Here is a 15,368-nt window from a genome sequence, read left to right on the forward strand (position 1 = left end):
GTGGAACTTCCATCCCTTCCCGCGTGGGAACCCGTACCCGGGCTGTATATCCTTGCGACCCCGATTGGCAATCTTGGAGACATCACCCTGCGCGCGCTGGCCGTTCTCCAAGGCGCGGCGCTGATTGCCTGCGAGGATACGCGGGTGACGGGTAAGCTCTTGAAACATTACGGTATCAAGGCAAGGCTTCAGCGATTGGACGACCATGCCGGGCCCGAAACCCGCGCGCGGGTGATCGACGAGGCGAGGCAGGCGGCGGTTGTGCTGGTGTCGGATGCGGGCACGCCGCTGATCTCCGACCCCGGCTACCGCCTGGTGCGCGAGGCGCGCGCGGCAGGAGTCATGGTCACCAGCATCCCGGGGGCCTGCGCGGCGGTTGCAGCACTGGCCATGGCGGGATTGGCGAGCGACCGCTTCCTGTTCGCCGGCTTCCTGCCGGTGAAGGACAAGGCGCGCGGAGAGGCGCTTGAGGAATTGGCGGACGTTGCCGCAACGCTGGTCTTCTACGAGACTGCACCACGCCTCGAAAAATCGCTTCTGGCGATCGCGCAGCTGTGGCCGGAGCGCGAGGTGGCGGTCGCGCGCGAGCTCACCAAGCTCCATGAGGAATGTCGCACCGGTACCGCCGCGGCGCTTGCTGCCCATTACGCCGCGCACCCGCCCAAGGGCGAGATCGTGCTGCTGGTCAGCCCGCCCTCGGAGAGCGAGGCCCCGCTGCTCGATACCGACGCGCTGCTGCGCGCGGCGCTCGTCGAGGCAGGGCCGGGCAAGGCGGCGGGCGTCGTGGCCAAGGCGACCGGCATCGACCGCGCGACGCTCTACGCTCGTGCGCTGGAACTGAAGGGCGCATGACCAGCCCCCGCACCCCCGAACAGCGGCACGAGGCCGACAGCCGCGGCCGCGAAGGCGAGGCCGAGGCCGCGATGTGGCTAGCCCATCAAGGCTGGCGGATCGTGGCGGAACGTGTGAAGACCAGGGCGGGAGAGATCGATCTCATCGCCAAGCGCACCGGCCTTGTCGCCTTTGTCGAGGTCAAGTGGCGCACCCGCACAGCCGCGCTCGCCGATGCGATCGACGAACGCCGCCTCGCGCGGGTTGCGGCGGCGGTCGAATGCGTGTGGCAGGACTATGCCACCGATGGCGAGGACATCCGCATCGACGTCATCCTGCTTGCGCCCGGCCGGAAGCCCACCCACATCGAAAACGCCTGGATGCCTTTCGGCTGACCCCCTCGGAGTTCCCCCATGAATTTGCGCATCGCCGTCCAGATGGACCCCCTCGACAGCATCAAGATCGCCGGCGACAGTTCCTTTGCGCTGATGCTGGCAGCGCAGGCGCGCGGGCACAGGCTTTACGAATATCACGTCGAGAGCCTGACGCTCGACGAGGATGACCGGCTGTTTGCCCACGCCTTTCCGGTGACGGTGCAACGGGTCGAGGGCGACCATTTCACCCGGGGCGAGCAGGTGCGGCTCGATCTCGGCCGGGATGTCGACGTGGTGCTGATGCGGCAGGATCCGCCGTTCCACATGGGCTACATCACCGCCACGCACCTGCTCGAGCGGATCGGGCACGAGACGCTGGTGGTCAATGACCCCGCCAATGTCCGCAACAGCCCCGAGAAGGTGATGGTGCTGAACTATCGCCGCTTCATGCCGCCCACGCTGGTGACGCGCAGCGTGGACGAGGTGCGGCGCTTCATGGCCAGGCACGGCGCCATCGTGGTCAAGCCGATCCACGGCAATGGCGGCAAGGCGATCTTCCGCATCGGCGAGAACGGGGAGAACCTCACCGCCCTGTTCGAGGTGTTCAACCAGACCTGGCCCGAACCGCACATGGTCCAGCCCTTCCTCCCCGAGGTCGCGAAGGGCGACAAGCGGATCGTGCTGGTGGACGGCGAGGTGGCGGGCGCGATCAACCGCGTGCCGGGGGAGGGGGAGTTCCGCTCGAACCTCGCGATGGGCGGCAGCGCGCAGCCGACCGAGCTGACGCCGCGCGAACAGGAAATCTGCGCGGCGCTCGGCCCGGACCTGAAGCGCCTCGGCCTCACTTTCGTCGGGATCGACGTGATCGGCGGCCACTGGCTGACCGAGATCAACGTGACGTCCCCCACGGGCATCGTGGCGATTGACCGCTTCAACAACACTGATACGGCGGGCATGATCTGGGATGCGATCGAACGGCGCTTGGCCGAAGGTCGCGGCTGAACTCCCCCACGACGGACACAAGAGCAATGACGGACTTTCTTATTGGCCTGGTTGAGACCTGGGGCTACCTCGGGGTGGCGGTTGCCATGTTCCTCGAAAACGTGTTTCCGCCGATCCCGTCGGAGGTAATCATGGGTCTGACCGGCATGGCGGTCGCCGATGGCAAGCTCAGTTTCGCGGGCGCCGTGGCGGCGGGCACGTTTGGCGCGGTGCTCGGCAACTGGATATGGTACTGGATCGGCCGGACCGTCGGCTATGATCGCTTCCGTCCACTGGTCGACCGCTTCGGACGCTGGCTCACGCTCGACTGGCCCGAAGTCGAGAAGATCGTGTCGATCTTCAAGCGGTTCGACAATGTGATCGTGTTCTGGGCGCGTTTCCTGCCGCAGGTACGCACCATGATCTCGCTGCCGGCGGGGATGCTGCGGATGGGTCAGCTGCGGTTCCTTATCTGGACTTTGCTCGGCACCGGGGTGTGGAACAGCGTGCTGATCGGGGCAGGCTATATCCTGCGCAACGAATTCAGCCAGTTCGACGAGTATTATGGCTGGGTCGCGGTGGTGATGATTGCGGGCGTCGTGGGACTCTATCTCTACCGCGTTGTCACCTGGCGTCCGGCGCAGGCTGGCGGGGAGCAGGAACAGGCCTAGCCTAGCCCCGGGGATGCGCCCTGCGGTAATTCTCCAGCAGCGCCGCCGCATCGACCCGGGTGTAGATCTGGGTCGATCCCAGCGAGGCGTGGCCCAGCAGTTCCTGAAGGCTCCTGAGATCGGCGCCCGCGCTCAGCAGGTGCGTCGCGAAAGAGTGCCTGAGCGCGTGCGGCGTCGCGGTATCGGGCAGGCCGAGCGCGCGGCGCGCCTGCGCCATTGCCCTCTGCACCATGCCGGGTGAGAGCGGCCCGCCCTTGGCGCCGCGAAACAGCGGCGCATCGCGGGTGAGCGGCCACGGACAGCCCCGCACATATTCGGCGACCGCCGCGCGCGTGATCGGCAGCACCGGAACCACGCGCTGCTTGCCGCCCTTGCCGGTCACCTGCAGCACCTCGCCCATGCTGGCATCGCGCCCGGTGAGTGACAGCGCCTCGGCGATCCGCAGGCCCGATCCATAGAGCAGCAGCAGCACCGCCCGGTCGCGCGCGCCGATCCAGTCGATGGCGGCGAAGTCTTCGACGTGCGAGGCGAGGTTCTCGGCCTCGTCGGGAGTGACGGGGCGCGGGAGGCCCTTCTTCAGCCGCGGGCCGCGCAGGCGCGGGGCGGCGGGATCGGGGTCGCCCGCCTGTGCGCGCGCGAAGGCAATGAAGGCCTTCAGGGCCGACAGCTCACGCGCCGTGCTGGCATTGCCGAGGCCTTCGGTGCGCCGTGCGGCGAGATGCGCGCGCAGATGATGCGCCTCGGTCTGCGCGACAGCCGCCCAATCCTCGCATTCCCGTGCTGCCAGCAACCGCGCGGCGGCGGCGACATAGGCGCGCACGGTGTGGGGGGATTTGCGGCGGTTGTCGGCCAGATGCGCCCGCCAGCCCTCAAGCAGATCGCCCGCGCTCATCCCGCCACCAGCGTGTCGGCGACTACTTCGGCGAGCAGCGCGTCGAGCACGCCTCGGCCTTCGGGCATGACCCCGATCCGGTCGCCCTCTGCCCACATCATCCCGAGACCGCGCAAGCGGGCGAGAGCCCCCTCATCCGCCAACCCCTCGCGCGGCAGGGCAAAGCGTGCCGAGAGGGCTGCGAGGTCGACCCCCTCGGCGAGGCGCAGGCCCATCAGCAAGGCCTCGGCCGCCTGCTCGTTCGGGCCAAGCGCGCGCGCCTCGGCGATCCCGTCGCCCTGCCGCGCGACCGCCGCAAGAAAGTTCTCCGGCTTCTTGTGCCGCACCGTCGCCACGCCCCAGCGCCGCCCATGCGCGCCCGGGCCGATCCCGGCATAGTCCTGGTAGCGCCAATAGGCGAGATTGTGGCGGCTCTCTTCGGCGGGCCGGGCGTGGTTGCTGGTCTCGTAGGCCGGGAGCCCGGCCGCACCCGTCAGCGCCTGCGTAATGTCGAACAGCTCGGCCGCCGCATCGTCGTCCAGAGGCACCAGACGCCCGCGCCGCACGTCGCTCGCAAAGCGTGTGCCCGGCTCGATCGTCAGCTGGTAGAGCGACATGTGCCCCGTGCCGAATCCGAGCGCGCGGGTCAGCCGGGCTTCCCACAATTCTGGGGTATGGCCGGGCAGGGCGTAGATCATGTCGAAGCTGACGCGGGAGAAATGGGCTTGTGCGGTCTCCAGCGCGCGCAGCGCCTCGTCCGCCCCGTGCAGCCGCCCGAGAAAGCGCAGTTCGGCATCGTCGAGCGATTGCAACCCGAGCGACACCCGGTTGATCCCGGCCCCGGCAAGCGCGGCAAAATTGGCCGCCTCGACCGAGGAGGGGTTGGCCTCGAGCGTGATCTCGATGCCTTCGGCAAACCCCCACAGCGCATCCGCCTCGGCCAGCAGCGCGGCGACGAGGGCGGGGGGCATCAGCGAGGGCGTGCCGCCACCGAAGAAGATCGAGGTCAGCGCCTCGCCGCCTGCGACACCCGCTTCCGTGCGCATGTCCGCGATCAGCGCGGCCTGCCATGCGCCGACATCCACCCCTTCGCGCACATGCGAATTGAAGTCGCAATAGGGGCACTTCCTGGCGCAGAACGGCCAGTGGATGTAGAGCGCGCGGGCCACGGTTCTTGTCTTCAGTCCTGATTAACGCTTGCGGCATAGACCTAAAGCCATGCGTTTGTCCCACCTCCTGTGCGCCATGCTGCTCGCCGTCACCGCGCCCGCGCTGGCGCAGGACGCTGCTCCGGACCAGCGCCCGCTGTTCCCGGCCGAGCAGGAATGGCTCTCGGAACACAACGAGGCGCGCGCCGCGGTCGGCCTGCCGCCGCTGCGCTGGAACCATGCGTTGATGCGCGATGCCCGCGAATGGGCCGAAACCCTCGCCGCGCGCCGCGCCTTCCACCATTCGCCCGATCTCTTGCGCATCGGACAGGGCGAGAACCTGTGGATGGGCACGCGCGAGCGCTATGCCCCGTGGCAGATGATCGACGGCTTCCTCGCCGAACGCGCAGCCTTCCGCCCCGGGGTCTTCCCCGATGTCTCGCGCACCGGACAGTGGAGCGACGTCGGGCATTACACCCAGATCATCTGGCCCGAGACGCAGGAAGTGGGCTGCGCCACCGCACTCAATGCCCGCCACGAGGTGCTGGTGTGCCGCTACTGGCCGGCGGGCAATGTGATGGGCTACCGGCTTGATCCCGGCCGCCATCTGACGCGCCGCTAAAACGTCAGCCGAATTGCTCGGCAACGAGCTTGGCGAAAGCGTCGGCGCGGTGGCTGACGGCGTGTTTTTGCTCCGGCGCGATCTCGGCGAAGGTCAGCGCGCTGCCGGTCGGCACGAACACCGGATCATAGCCGAAGCCCATTGCCCCGCGCGGCGGCCAAGTCAGACTGCCATCGCACCGCCCCTCATAGATCGCGTGCTCGCCATCCGGCCAGGCGATCGCCAGCACGCAGTGAAAGGCGGCGGCGCGGTCCACGTCCGCGCCTTTTTCGGCGAGCATCCCCTCGACCTTGCCCATCGCCATGTACCAGTCGCGCCCGGGAGCGCCCTCGAACCACTGCCGCTCGGCCCAATCGGCGGTGTAGACGCCGGGGCGACCATCGAGCGCCGCGACGCTGAGGCCGCTGTCATCGGCGAGCGCCGCCAACCCCGAAGCCTCAGCCGCCGCCCGCGCCTTGATCAGGGCGTTCTGCGCGAAGGTCACCCCGGTCTCGGCCGGTTCCGGCAGGCCAAGCGATCCGGCGGAGATGCACTTCACCCCGTAAGGATCGAGCAGAGCACCGATCTCCTTGAGCTTTCCGGCATTGTGGGTGGCGATGACCAGCGTCCCGGAGCCGAGACGCCTCTCCAAGTCGCTCCTCATTTGCGCAGCTTCCACGGCTGCGGCAGGCCTGAGAGCTGCATCTGTTCGCGAATATGGGTCACGCAATCCTCGTCCACTTGATCCTTCGGGAATATGATGGCCAGATACCGGTTGGGGAAGACCGCCATTATCTCCGGGTTTTCGTCCCAGCGAACCATGTCCGCCCACTTCCCCCGGAAGCGACCCGAGGCCTGCGCGATCTCGAAGCCGTCATCATGAAGGGTGAGGGTCATATCCTCGTGCAGCGTCACGCTCTCTCTGAACACCTTGCGTGCCCTTGGCCTGATGGTGGCGTAATAGCCCACCAGCGCCGCGATGCCCGCGAGCAGTCCGGCACCGATGGGGTAGAGCCCCTCGGCAACAGACTGCTCCGCCACTCCGATCAGCAGTCCCAACAAGAGGAGCAGGCCGATTGACCATGCAAGGCCTCTGGAGCCGGACCAGCGCGACATCATCCGCCAGAGCGAATAGTGGTCCGCTTCCCTGATCCGGTAGGTGACGGGCCCCGGCAGGCTCATCTCACTTTACCGCATCCGCTTGCGCGGCGAAGATCCGGTCGCAGCCGATGCGGGCGAGGCGCAGGAGGCGCAGCAGGGCCTCCTCGTCATAGGTCGCGCCCTCGGCCGTTGCCTGCACCTCGGCGATCTTCCCGCCGGACAGCAGCACGAAATTGCCGTCCGCTTCGGCGTTCGAATCCTCGTCGTAATCGAGGTCGAGGACCGGGGTGCCCTTGAAGATGCCGCAGGATATCCCCGCGACCTGCGCGGTGATCGGATCGTGCTTGATCTCGCCCGATGCCATCAGCCCGTTGATCGCGAGCCTGAGCGCGATCCACGCGCCCGAGATCGACGCGGTGCGCGTCCCGCCGTCGGCCTGGATCACGTCGCAATCCAAGGTGATCTGCCGCTCGCCGAGCTTCTGGAGATCGACCACGGCGCGCAAGGAGCGCCCGATAAGCCGCTGGATTTCCTGCGTGCGGCCCGATTGCTTGCCCTTGGCCGCCTCACGCGCGCCGCGGGTGTGGGTGGCGCGCGGGAGCATCGAATATTCCCCCGTCACCCAGCCTTCGCCCTTGCCGCGCAGCCATGGCGGGACCCCCTTCTCGACGCTTGCGGTGCACAGCACCTTGGTGTCGCCAAAGCCGATCAGGCACGAGCCTTCCGCGTGCTTCGTGAACCCGGTCTCGATCGTGATGGCGCGCATTTCATCGGGCGCGCGTCCTGAAGGGCGCATGATCATTCCTTGGTTGTTCAGGCTCGCCAGTATACGGGCTGTCTGAAGGTGGGAAGTCCGGTCTTTGGGTTTATGCCATGCGGACATTGATTGTTGCTGCGGGCCTTGTGTCCGTGACCATGGCGAGTGCTGCGCCGGGACAGGCTCCCGAGCCACAAGGTGTCGAAGGGCACGACCACTTGCCGATGATTGAGCACCGCGTGACCTCGTGGGGGCGCACGGTCGGCAATCTGATCATCACTGCCGAAGGCCTGATGGTCAGGCGCGATTTCGACTTCAATACGGGCAAGGAAACCGCGGTCAAACGCACGCAACTTGATCCCGGTGCGCACCGCGACGCGGTTGCTGCGCTTGAAGTGCTGCGAACCACGTCCCAATCGCCAGCCTATTGCAGAGGTGCGCCGACCGATGGCCCTAGCGGCGAGTTCCGTTGGGACGGTGGCCAGACCTACCGGATCTACTATCCGTGCTCTTCGCAATTCCCCGAGTTGCGGGCCGCCGAGGAGCGTTTCTGGGCCATAGTCAGCAAGGCAGAACAGTCTCTGTCCGAGAGCGGCGATTGACAGACACGGTCGGAATCAAGTTCAAATGGCATTATGACTTCGCTCCCCGTCACCGAACTCACGAGCCGCGCGCGCGAAATCTTTCAGCGTGTGGTCGAGGAGTATATCGCGAGCGGGCAGCCGGTCGGCTCCAAGACGCTGGCGGCGGATGGCACACTGAACCTCTCGCCCGCCTCGATCCGTTCGGTGCTGGCGGATCTTGAAACCGCGGGGCTTCTGGCGGCGCCGCATACCAGCGCGGGACGGATGCCGACTGATGCGGGACTCAGGATCTTTGTCGACGGAATGATGCGCGTGGCCGAGCCAACCGCGCAGGAACAGGCGGCGATCGAGGCGCGGCTCGCCGAGGCCGGGCCGGTTGAGGCGGCCTTGAAGCAGGCATCCGCGATCCTCTCCGACCTGTCGGGCGCGGCGGGCATGGTGCTGGTCGCGCCGCGCGAACAGCGGCTTGCGCAGTTCAGCCTCGTGGACCTCGGGCAGGGCAGGGCGCTCGCCGTGCTGGTGGGCGAGGATGGCGGGGTCGAGAACCGGGTGCTCACCATCGGCGGGGCGCTGAGCCCGGGGTCGATGGACCGCGCGTCCAACTACATCACCGCGCGTCTTGCCGGGCGCACGCTGGCCGAGGCCGCGCAGGCGATGCGTGCGGAGATTTCCACCGGCCAGTCCCAGCTCGACGATGCCTCGCGCGATCTGGTCGAGCGCGGCCTTGCCGTCTGGAGCGAGGATGCCGCCGCGCGCCCGGTGCTGATCGTGCGCGGCGCGGCGAACCTGCTCGATGAGGCGGCGCTCGGCGATATCGAGCGGGTGCGAATGCTGCTCGAAGACCTCGAGAACAAGCAGTCGGTTGCCGAACTGCTCGATTCGGCGCGCGAGGCTGAAGCGACGCGGATTTTCATCGGCTCGGAGAACCGTTTGTTCGCGCTGTCCGGCTCCAGCGTCATCGCCTCACCCTATCGCGATCGCGAGGGCCGGGTGGTCGGCGTACTCGGCGTGATCGGCCCCACGCGGTTGAATTATGCGCGGGTTGTCCCCATGGTGGACCTTACCGCCCGATCGCTGGGCAAGCTGATCGCTTGAATGGAAAGCCATACGACATGACCGAGAACGACACGCCGCTGGATCAGGCGGCGGAAGACGAATTGAAGGGTGTGCCCGAACATCTGCGCGAGGGCGGCGAGGAAGCCGCGCCGCTGGCTGAAGCGCTCGAATCGCTCAAGCGCGATCTGGAGGCGGCGAAGCAGGAGGTGCTCTACGCTCAGGCTGAGACGCAGAACGTGCGCCGCCGCCTCGAGCGCGAGAAGGACGAGGCGCGCGCCTATGCAGCGACCGGCTTTGCGCGCGACATTCTTTCGGTCGCGGACAATCTGTCGCGCGCGATCGAGGCCATCCCGCAGTCCCTGCGCGAGGACGAGAGCATGAAGAGCCTCGTCTTCGGCCTCGAAGCGACCCAGCGCGAACTCGAGAAGGTCTTCGCTTCCAACGGCATTACCCGCATCGCCGCAGTCGGCCTGCCGCTCGATCCGAACCAGCACCAGGCGATGATCGAGGTGCCCTCGGCCGATCATGAGCCGGGCACGATCGTCTCGGAAATGCAGGCCGGTTGGATGATCAAGGACCGCCTGCTGCGCGCCGCGATGGTGGCGGTGGCGAAGAAGCCCGACTAGCCTTCGCTCCACCTTGGCGGGCTGCTCGACGGGGCGGCTTGCAGGATGGCGAAGACGTCGTCCTGCAAGCGCCCGAGCGGTTCGGCAATGTCGATCTTGCGGAAGAGCTTTCGCACGTAGGGCTTGTCCGGGATGAACTGGATCAGGAACGCGTCGCTGTCCGGCCCGCCCACCACGCCATAGGCGATTGCCGTTTCGGGGAGACGCACCTCGCAATACCAGCCCCAGTCTTCGGCGATGTAGGCGGCGACGATGGTGCCGCGCTCGGCCAGCTTTTCACCTATATGGCCGGCAAGGGCAAAGCCGAACATCTCCTCGGCATTCACAAGCTCCCCGTCGCGTTCGTGGCGCGGGAAATGCGGGCTGTCGAAGGTGATGATGCGGGCAAATCGGTTCATGGGTGCCGGGCTCCTCATGTGCATGTCTTAGCACGACAGTCTGAAACTTCGGTTGCCGCATGCCCGGCACGGCTCTCGCCGCGTTCACCCGGGCGCGCGGCGGGCCGCGGAACACCGGCGTCCCTCTCGCGATAGATAAACGCATCATCCCGTTGCCCAGGAGAGACGACATGACCTATCGCATCCCCACGATCCTCATCGGCGCTGCCGCCGCGCTTTCGCTCGGCGCCTGTGCCGACAATTACGCCGTCGAAGGCGCAGGCCTTGGCGCGGCGGCCGGAGCGGCGGTCGGCGCCGTCACCGGCGGCGATATCGGGACCGGCGCGGCTGTGGGCGCTGCGGTCGGCGGCGCGGGCGGTACGCTGATCAAGAAGCGCGACAATGGCGAGTGCTACCGCGTCGACCGCGACGGGCGCGAATACACAGTGCGCTGCCCGAACTGAGCCGGCTAAGCGCTATTGCAAATAGATCACGAGGTAGCGCGCGATCAGCAGCACCAGCACCGCGATGCTCGCGCGCTTGCCCGTCACGATGATCGCGGCGCCCATCAGGGCCACGAGGACGCCGGTCATGCTCACATTCGTCACCGTAATCAGCCGGGTGGCCATTTCCGGGACCGAAAGCAGGAAGGCCCACTGCACCGCCACCATCACCAGCAGCATCGCGAACACCACCCGGCGCACGCGGAAATAGTGGGTGTCGAGATCGGTGAAGTTCTCGGGCTCGCTCGGGAAGACCAGCCTGCTGGCGAGGAAATAGGCGCTAGAGAATACCAGCACGCCAAGCACGGTGAAGCGGTCGGCGACCACATGATCTTGCACGGTCCATGCGAAGATCCAGAACGAGAGCAGATCGAGGATCACGAACAGCGCCAGCAGCGGGGTCAGCACACCGATCGAAAAGGCGCGGTCGCCGGCCTCGCGGGCGAGCATGAACTCGAGCGTGCGGCCGAGGCCGTTCAGCAACTCGACCAGCGAGAGGCCGAGCACGAGGCTGTAAAGGACGAAGACGAATTCGAACGGGCTCACGATGACGCTCCCGGGAAAGCGACGAGCGCCGCGTATGCTGCCTCGTCGGCCACGCCGGCAACCGCTTCGCCCCGGCGCAGAAGGAAGGCGTGGCGCACGATCTCGGCCTGCTGTTCGAGCCCGTATTGCGTGAGGCTCCAGCCCGGCTTGAGCGTGTAATCATAGCGGCACCAGGGATGGCGGCGCAGCACCAGATACCACCGCCCGAGCCTTTGCGCCTGCCAGATGTGGGTCATCTCGTGGATGAAATGCCCCTGCTTCGCGAGCGAGGCGGCGGCGAAGTCGTCGCAGTAATGCGGGGCGGCGGGGTGGAAGTGGAGGCTGCCCATCGGCGCCATCGTGACGCCGCGCGGCTGCAGCGGGAAGAACTTGCGGCGGATCACGGTAACGGGAGCGTAGTCGACCGCATCGCCGAACACCGAGCGCGCCAGCGCGATCTCGCCCGTAGTCAGCGGGCGCGCGGCACCGACCGGACAGACGGGAGGCGGGTTGCCGTCGGTTGCGGCCGGCACGTCGCTCAGCGCTCGTCCCCTGCGGCGCGCACGGGAGCCTCGATGGTGACCTTGGTGCCGTCCGACAGGGCGAGCGTGACCTTGGCGGTGCCGCCTGCCTTGAGCGCCTCGGAAGGCTCCATCGCCATCACGTGAAGGCCGCCGGGCGCGAAACTGACAGGCGCGCCGGCGCTGAGGGGAACCGAATCCGCCATCACCATCTGCATCTTGCCTGCGCTTTCCGCATAGTCATGGATCATCGTCATCCCGGCGCCTTCGACCGTGACACTTTCCAGCGATGCGCCGGGCGCGCCGCTGTAGGAAAGATCGAAATAGACCGCCGCCGGATTGCCCGCGACAGGAGGCAGCACCACCCGGGCGTTGCTTACGACAAGTCCGCCGGCCGCCGCAGCGGTGGCGCTGTCGCTCGGCGGCGCATCGGCATCGGGCGCGCAGGCCGAGAGGGCGGGCAGGGCGGCAAGCATCAGCACCGCCGACGCCATGCTCAGAACAGATTTCACGCAGTTGTCTCCCATGTGGATGGCCCGAAATCTAGGGCCCCCGCTCTCTTGTGCCAAGCGAAAGCACACCTATATCGCCGTCACAAACGAGCCGCCAAGGTGCTTTGCCGGAAACCGGGAAGCCGACGGCAGCGGTGTCCAACAATTGTCCTTATGGATGGGGAAACAATGGGTAAAGTAATCGGTATCGACCTCGGCACGACCAACTCCTGCGTTGCGGTGATGGATGGCGGCAAGCCCAAGGTCATCGAAAATTCGGAAGGCGCGCGCACAACGCCCTCGATCGTCGCCTTCACCAAGGATGGCCAGCGCCTCATCGGCCAGCCCGCCAAGCGCCAGGCGGTCACCAACCCCGACAACACCCTCTTCGCGATCAAGCGCCTCATCGGCCGCCGCTTCGAAGACCCCATGACCAAGAAGGACATGGAGCTCGTCCCCTACAAGATCACCAAGGGCAAGAACGGCGATGCCTGGGTAAATGCCGGCGGCGAGGACTACAGCCCCTCGCAGATCAGCGCCTTCATCCTCCAGAAGATGAAGGAAACCGCCGAGAGCTATCTGGGCGAGAGCGTGACGCAGGCCGTCATCACCGTGCCCGCCTATTTCAACGACGCCCAGCGCCAGGCGACCAAGGATGCAGGCCAGATCGCCGGCCTTGAAGTGCTGCGCATCATCAACGAGCCGACTGCGGCCGCGCTCGCCTACGGGATGGACAAGGAAGACGGCAAGACCATCGCCGTCTACGACCTCGGCGGCGGCACCTTCGACGTCTCGATCCTCGAGATCGGTGACGGCGTGTTCGAGGTGAAGTCGACCAACGGCGACACCTTCCTCGGCGGCGAGGACTTCGACAATGCGATCGTCGAGTTCCTCGCGGATTCCTTCAAGAAGAAGGAGAGCATGGATCTGAAGGCCGACAAGCTCGCCCTCCAGCGCCTCAAGGAAGCGGCGGAGAAGGCCAAGATCGAGCTTTCGAGCGCGGCGACGACCGAAGTGAACCTGCCCTTCATCACAGCGCGCATGGAAGGTGGCACCACCACCCCGCTGCACCTCGTGGAGACGATCACCCGCGCCGATCTCGAAAAGATGGTCGACGGGCTGATCCAGCGCACGCTCGAGCCCTGCAAGAAGGCGCTGGCGGATGCGGGAATCAGCAAGGATCAGGTCGACGAGGTGATCCTCGTGGGCGGGATGACCCGCATGCCCAAGGTGCGCGAGGTCGTGGAGCAGTTCTTCGGTGCCAAGCCCCACACCGGCGTGAACCCCGATGAAGTCGTCGCCATGGGCGCGGCGATCCAGGCGGGCGTGCTGCAGGGCGACGTCAAGGACGTGTTGCTGCTCGACGTGACCCCGCTCTCGCTCGGCATCGAGACGCTGGGCGGCGTGTTCACCCGCATGATCGACCGCAACACCACCATCCCGACCAAGAAGACCCAGACCTACTCGACCGCCGAGGACAACCAGAACGCGGTGACGATCAAGGTCTATCAGGGCGAGCGCGAGATGGCGGCGGACAACAAGCTGCTCGGCAATTTCGACCTGATCGGCATTCCCCCCGCGCCCCGCGGCGTGCCGCAGATCGAGGTGACCTTCGATATCGACGCCAACGGCATCGTCTCGGTCTCGGCGCGCGACAAGGGCACCGGCAAGGAACAGACGATCAAGATCCAGGCTTCGGGCGGGCTCAGCGATGCCGACATCGACCAGATGGTCAAGGACGCCGAGAAGTTCGCCGAAGAGGACAAGAAGCGCCGGGCCGCCGCCGAAGCGCGCAACCAGGCCGACAGCCTCGTCCACGCGACCGAAAAGCAGCTCGAGGAACACGGCGACAAGATCGACGCCGGCACCAAGAGCGATGTCGAAGCGGCGATCGCTGCCGTGAAGACCGCGCTCGAAGGCGGCGATGCCGATGACATCAACGCCAGGGCGCAGGCGCTGACCCAGGCGGCGATGAAGATGGGCCAGCAGATCTATGAAGCCCAGCAGGCCGCCGGCCCCGAGGGCGAGGCTGCTGCCTCTGAAGAAGCTCCGGCCGAAGACGTGGTCGACGCCGAGTTCTCCGAGGTCGACGAAGACAAGAAGGGCTAAGGCCCCGATGCAACCCGCTGGCTTGCCGCTGCTGCCGGATCACGCATCCGGTGCGGCGGCGGCCGGTGGTGACGGGGAATAGGTCACGCACATGTCCAGCGCCCAGCTCGATTACTACGCCACGCTCGAAGTCGCCCGCGATTGCGACGGGGCGACGTTGAAAAGCGCCTACCGCAAGCTCGCCATGAAGTTCCACCCGGACCGCAATCCGGGCGACGCTTCGGCGGAAGCCAAGTTCAAAGCGATCAGCGAGGCCTATGACTGCCTCAAGGACCCGCAGAAGCGCGCGGCCTATGATCGCTATGGCCACGAGGCCTTCACGCAAGGCATGAACGGCGGCGGTGGTGGCGGGCCCTTCGGGGGGCGCGGCGCCGACGGGTTTGCCGATATCGGCGATATCTTCGAAACGATCTTCGGCAGCGCCTTCGGCGGGGGTGGCGCCCAGCGCCAGCAGACCCGTCGCGGAGCGGACCTGCGCTACGACATGCAGGTCAGCCTCGAGGAGGCCTTCACCGGCAAGTCGACCGAGATCGAGATCGAGGTCTCCCAATCCTGCGACACCTGCGACGGCAGCGGGGCGACGCCCGGCACCTCCGAGCGTCAGTGCAACCTGTGTCACGGCATGGGGAGCGTGCGCGCCAAGCAGGGCCTGTTCGTGATCGAGCGTCCGTGCCCCACCTGCAACGGCCGCGGCACGGTGATCGAGAACCCGTGCCGCGTGTGCCGCGGCGAAGGCCGGATCGACAAGCCGCAGACCCTCAAGGTCGATATCCCCGCGGGCGTCGACACAGGAACCCGCATCCGCCTCTCGGGCAAGGGCGAGGCCGGCCAGCGCGGCGCGCCGCCGGGCGATCTTTACATCTTCCTCCACGTGAAGCCGCATTCGGTGTTCGAGCGCGAGGGCACGACGCTCGCCACCCGCGTGCCGGTCAGCTTCACCACGGCAGCACTCGGTGGCTGCGTCGAGATTCCCGATCTCGACGGCTCGACCAACCGGCTCGACATTCCGGCGGGCATCCAGTCCGGCAAGCAGCTGCGCATCCGCGGCGCAGGGATGCCGGTGCTGCAAGGCCGCGGGCGGGGCGACATGGTGGTCGAGATCGTGGTCGAGACCCCCACCAAGCTCTCGCGCCGCCAGAAGGAAATCCTCGAGGAATTCAAGGCGACCGAGACAGGCGACGAATGCCCCGAAAGCCGCAGCTTCTTTGCCAAGCTGAAAGACGCCTTCGGCGACTGAGGAG

Annotated in this window: 20 protein-coding genes; 11 read left to right on the top strand and 9 right to left on the bottom strand. The window is 66.8% G+C overall.

Translation table 11 applies throughout. The features are described from left to right. From rsmI to AX708_RS10610, 4 genes are read left to right on the top strand one after another with little or no spacing between them, the layout of a single operon-like run. The gene (gene rsmI / locus AX708_RS10595) at nucleotides 1-852 is read left to right on the top strand and encodes a 16S rRNA (cytidine(1402)-2'-O)-methyltransferase (RefSeq protein WP_233999646.1); all 852 of its coding nucleotides are present in this window, start codon (nucleotides 1-3) and stop codon (nucleotides 850-852) included. Next, nucleotides 849-1,226 (top strand): YraN family protein, encoded by a 378-nt coding sequence (locus AX708_RS10600; RefSeq protein ID WP_066532787.1) that lies wholly within the window; start codon nucleotides 849-851, stop codon nucleotides 1,224-1,226. Before rsmI ends, AX708_RS10600 begins: the two co-directional genes overlap by 4 nt. 18 nt (nucleotides 1,227-1,244) lie before the next feature. Next, on the top strand, nucleotides 1,245-2,207 hold the full coding sequence (gene gshB, locus AX708_RS10605) for a glutathione synthase (RefSeq protein ID WP_066532788.1): 963 nt from the start codon (nucleotides 1,245-1,247) through the stop codon (nucleotides 2,205-2,207). Between the two features lie 26 nt (nucleotides 2,208-2,233). Then, nucleotides 2,234-2,857, top strand: a complete 624-nt coding sequence (locus AX708_RS10610; RefSeq protein ID WP_066532789.1) for a DedA family protein — start codon at nucleotides 2,234-2,236, stop codon at nucleotides 2,855-2,857. Nucleotide 2,858: 1 nt separating this feature from the next. Here AX708_RS10610 and AX708_RS10615 read toward each other — a convergent pair whose 3' ends face one another. Further along, nucleotides 2,859-3,749, bottom strand: coding sequence for a tyrosine recombinase XerC (locus tag AX708_RS10615; RefSeq protein WP_067490115.1), 891 nt, complete (start codon nucleotides 3,747-3,749; stop codon nucleotides 2,859-2,861). Continuing rightward, nucleotides 3,746-4,897 carry a radical SAM family heme chaperone HemW gene (hemW, locus tag AX708_RS10620; protein WP_066526389.1) on the bottom strand — a complete coding sequence of 384 codons (1,152 nt, stop codon included), beginning with the start codon at nucleotides 4,895-4,897 and terminating at the stop codon, nucleotides 3,746-3,748. Before hemW ends, AX708_RS10615 begins: the two co-directional genes overlap by 4 nt. Nucleotides 4,898-4,946: 49 nt before the next feature. Here hemW and AX708_RS10625 point away from each other — a divergent pair, with 49 nt between their 5' ends. Beyond that, nucleotides 4,947-5,498, top strand: a complete 552-nt coding sequence (locus tag AX708_RS10625) for a CAP domain-containing protein (protein ID WP_066526391.1) — start codon at nucleotides 4,947-4,949, stop codon at nucleotides 5,496-5,498. 4 nt (nucleotides 5,499-5,502) lie between these two features. Here AX708_RS10625 and rdgB read toward each other — a convergent pair whose 3' ends face one another. Genes rdgB through rph form a run of 3 tightly spaced genes read right to left on the bottom strand, consistent with a single transcriptional unit; the run spans nucleotide 5,503 to nucleotide 7,374 of the window. Beyond that, the gene (gene rdgB / locus AX708_RS10630; protein ID WP_066526445.1) at nucleotides 5,503-6,129 is read right to left on the bottom strand and encodes an RdgB/HAM1 family non-canonical purine NTP pyrophosphatase; all 627 of its coding nucleotides are present in this window, start codon (nucleotides 6,127-6,129) and stop codon (nucleotides 5,503-5,505) included. 8 nt (nucleotides 6,130-6,137) lie between these two features. Beyond that, nucleotides 6,138-6,659, bottom strand: coding sequence for a YcxB family protein (locus tag AX708_RS10635; RefSeq protein WP_066526396.1), 522 nt, complete (start codon nucleotides 6,657-6,659; stop codon nucleotides 6,138-6,140). Nucleotide 6,660: 1 nt separating this feature from the next. Further along, nucleotides 6,661-7,374, bottom strand: coding sequence for a ribonuclease PH (rph, locus tag AX708_RS10640; protein WP_066526446.1), 714 nt, complete (start codon nucleotides 7,372-7,374; stop codon nucleotides 6,661-6,663). 113 nt (nucleotides 7,375-7,487) lie between these two features. Between rph and AX708_RS10645 the strand changes: the two genes are divergently transcribed. The 3 genes from AX708_RS10645 to AX708_RS10655 are packed head-to-tail and all read left to right on the top strand — an operon-like array spanning nucleotide 7,488 to nucleotide 9,601. Continuing rightward, nucleotides 7,488-7,937, top strand: coding sequence for a hypothetical protein (locus AX708_RS10645; protein ID WP_156443290.1), 450 nt, complete (start codon nucleotides 7,488-7,490; stop codon nucleotides 7,935-7,937). A gap of 33 nt (nucleotides 7,938-7,970) precedes the next feature. After that, nucleotides 7,971-9,014, top strand: coding sequence for a heat-inducible transcriptional repressor HrcA (hrcA, locus tag AX708_RS10650; RefSeq protein WP_066526401.1), 1,044 nt, complete (start codon nucleotides 7,971-7,973; stop codon nucleotides 9,012-9,014). Between the two features lie 17 nt (nucleotides 9,015-9,031). Further along, a complete protein-coding gene (locus AX708_RS10655; RefSeq protein ID WP_066526406.1) occupies nucleotides 9,032-9,601 on the top strand; it encodes a nucleotide exchange factor GrpE in 570 nt (189 codons plus the stop codon). Here the strand turns inward: AX708_RS10655 and AX708_RS10660 are convergent. Further along, entirely contained in the window at nucleotides 9,598-9,999 is a 402-nt protein-coding gene (locus tag AX708_RS10660) for a hypothetical protein (RefSeq protein ID WP_066526408.1), read from the bottom strand. The two genes, AX708_RS10655 and AX708_RS10660, sit on opposite strands and share 4 nt — an antisense overlap. A 170-nt stretch (nucleotides 10,000-10,169) precedes the next feature. Here AX708_RS10660 and AX708_RS10665 point away from each other — a divergent pair, with 170 nt between their 5' ends. Further along, complete coding sequence (locus AX708_RS10665) at nucleotides 10,170-10,442, top strand: glycine zipper family protein (protein ID WP_066526409.1); 273 nt, start codon at nucleotides 10,170-10,172, stop codon at nucleotides 10,440-10,442. Between the two features lie 12 nt (nucleotides 10,443-10,454). Here AX708_RS10665 and AX708_RS10670 read toward each other — a convergent pair whose 3' ends face one another. The 3 genes from AX708_RS10670 to AX708_RS10680 are packed head-to-tail and all read right to left on the bottom strand — an operon-like array spanning nucleotide 10,455 to nucleotide 12,039. Then, nucleotides 10,455-11,027: a hypothetical protein gene (locus AX708_RS10670; RefSeq protein ID WP_066526412.1), complete on the bottom strand. Its 573-nt coding sequence runs from the start codon at nucleotides 11,025-11,027 to the stop codon at nucleotides 10,455-10,457. Next, nucleotides 11,024-11,539, bottom strand: a complete 516-nt coding sequence (locus AX708_RS10675) for a vgr related protein (RefSeq protein WP_066526414.1) — start codon at nucleotides 11,537-11,539, stop codon at nucleotides 11,024-11,026. The genes AX708_RS10670 and AX708_RS10675 overlap by 4 nt, the downstream gene beginning before the upstream one ends. Nucleotides 11,540-11,544: 5 nt before the next feature. Next, a complete protein-coding gene (locus AX708_RS10680; RefSeq protein WP_156443291.1) occupies nucleotides 11,545-12,039 on the bottom strand; it encodes a copper chaperone PCu(A)C in 495 nt (164 codons plus the stop codon). Nucleotides 12,040-12,207: 168 nt separating this feature from the next. Here AX708_RS10680 and dnaK point away from each other — a divergent pair, with 168 nt between their 5' ends. Continuing rightward, entirely contained in the window at nucleotides 12,208-14,127 is a 1,920-nt protein-coding gene (gene dnaK / locus AX708_RS10685) for a molecular chaperone DnaK (RefSeq protein ID WP_066526418.1), read from the top strand. Between the two features lie 91 nt (nucleotides 14,128-14,218). Next, nucleotides 14,219-15,364 carry a molecular chaperone DnaJ gene (gene dnaJ / locus AX708_RS10690; RefSeq protein ID WP_066526427.1) on the top strand — a complete coding sequence of 382 codons (1,146 nt, stop codon included), beginning with the start codon at nucleotides 14,219-14,221 and terminating at the stop codon, nucleotides 15,362-15,364. The last annotated feature ends 4 nt before the right edge of the window (nucleotides 15,365-15,368 follow it).

Source organism: Erythrobacter sp. CCH5-A1, from assembly GCF_001557115.1.
GTDB lineage: Bacteria > Pseudomonadota > Alphaproteobacteria > Sphingomonadales > Sphingomonadaceae > Erythrobacter.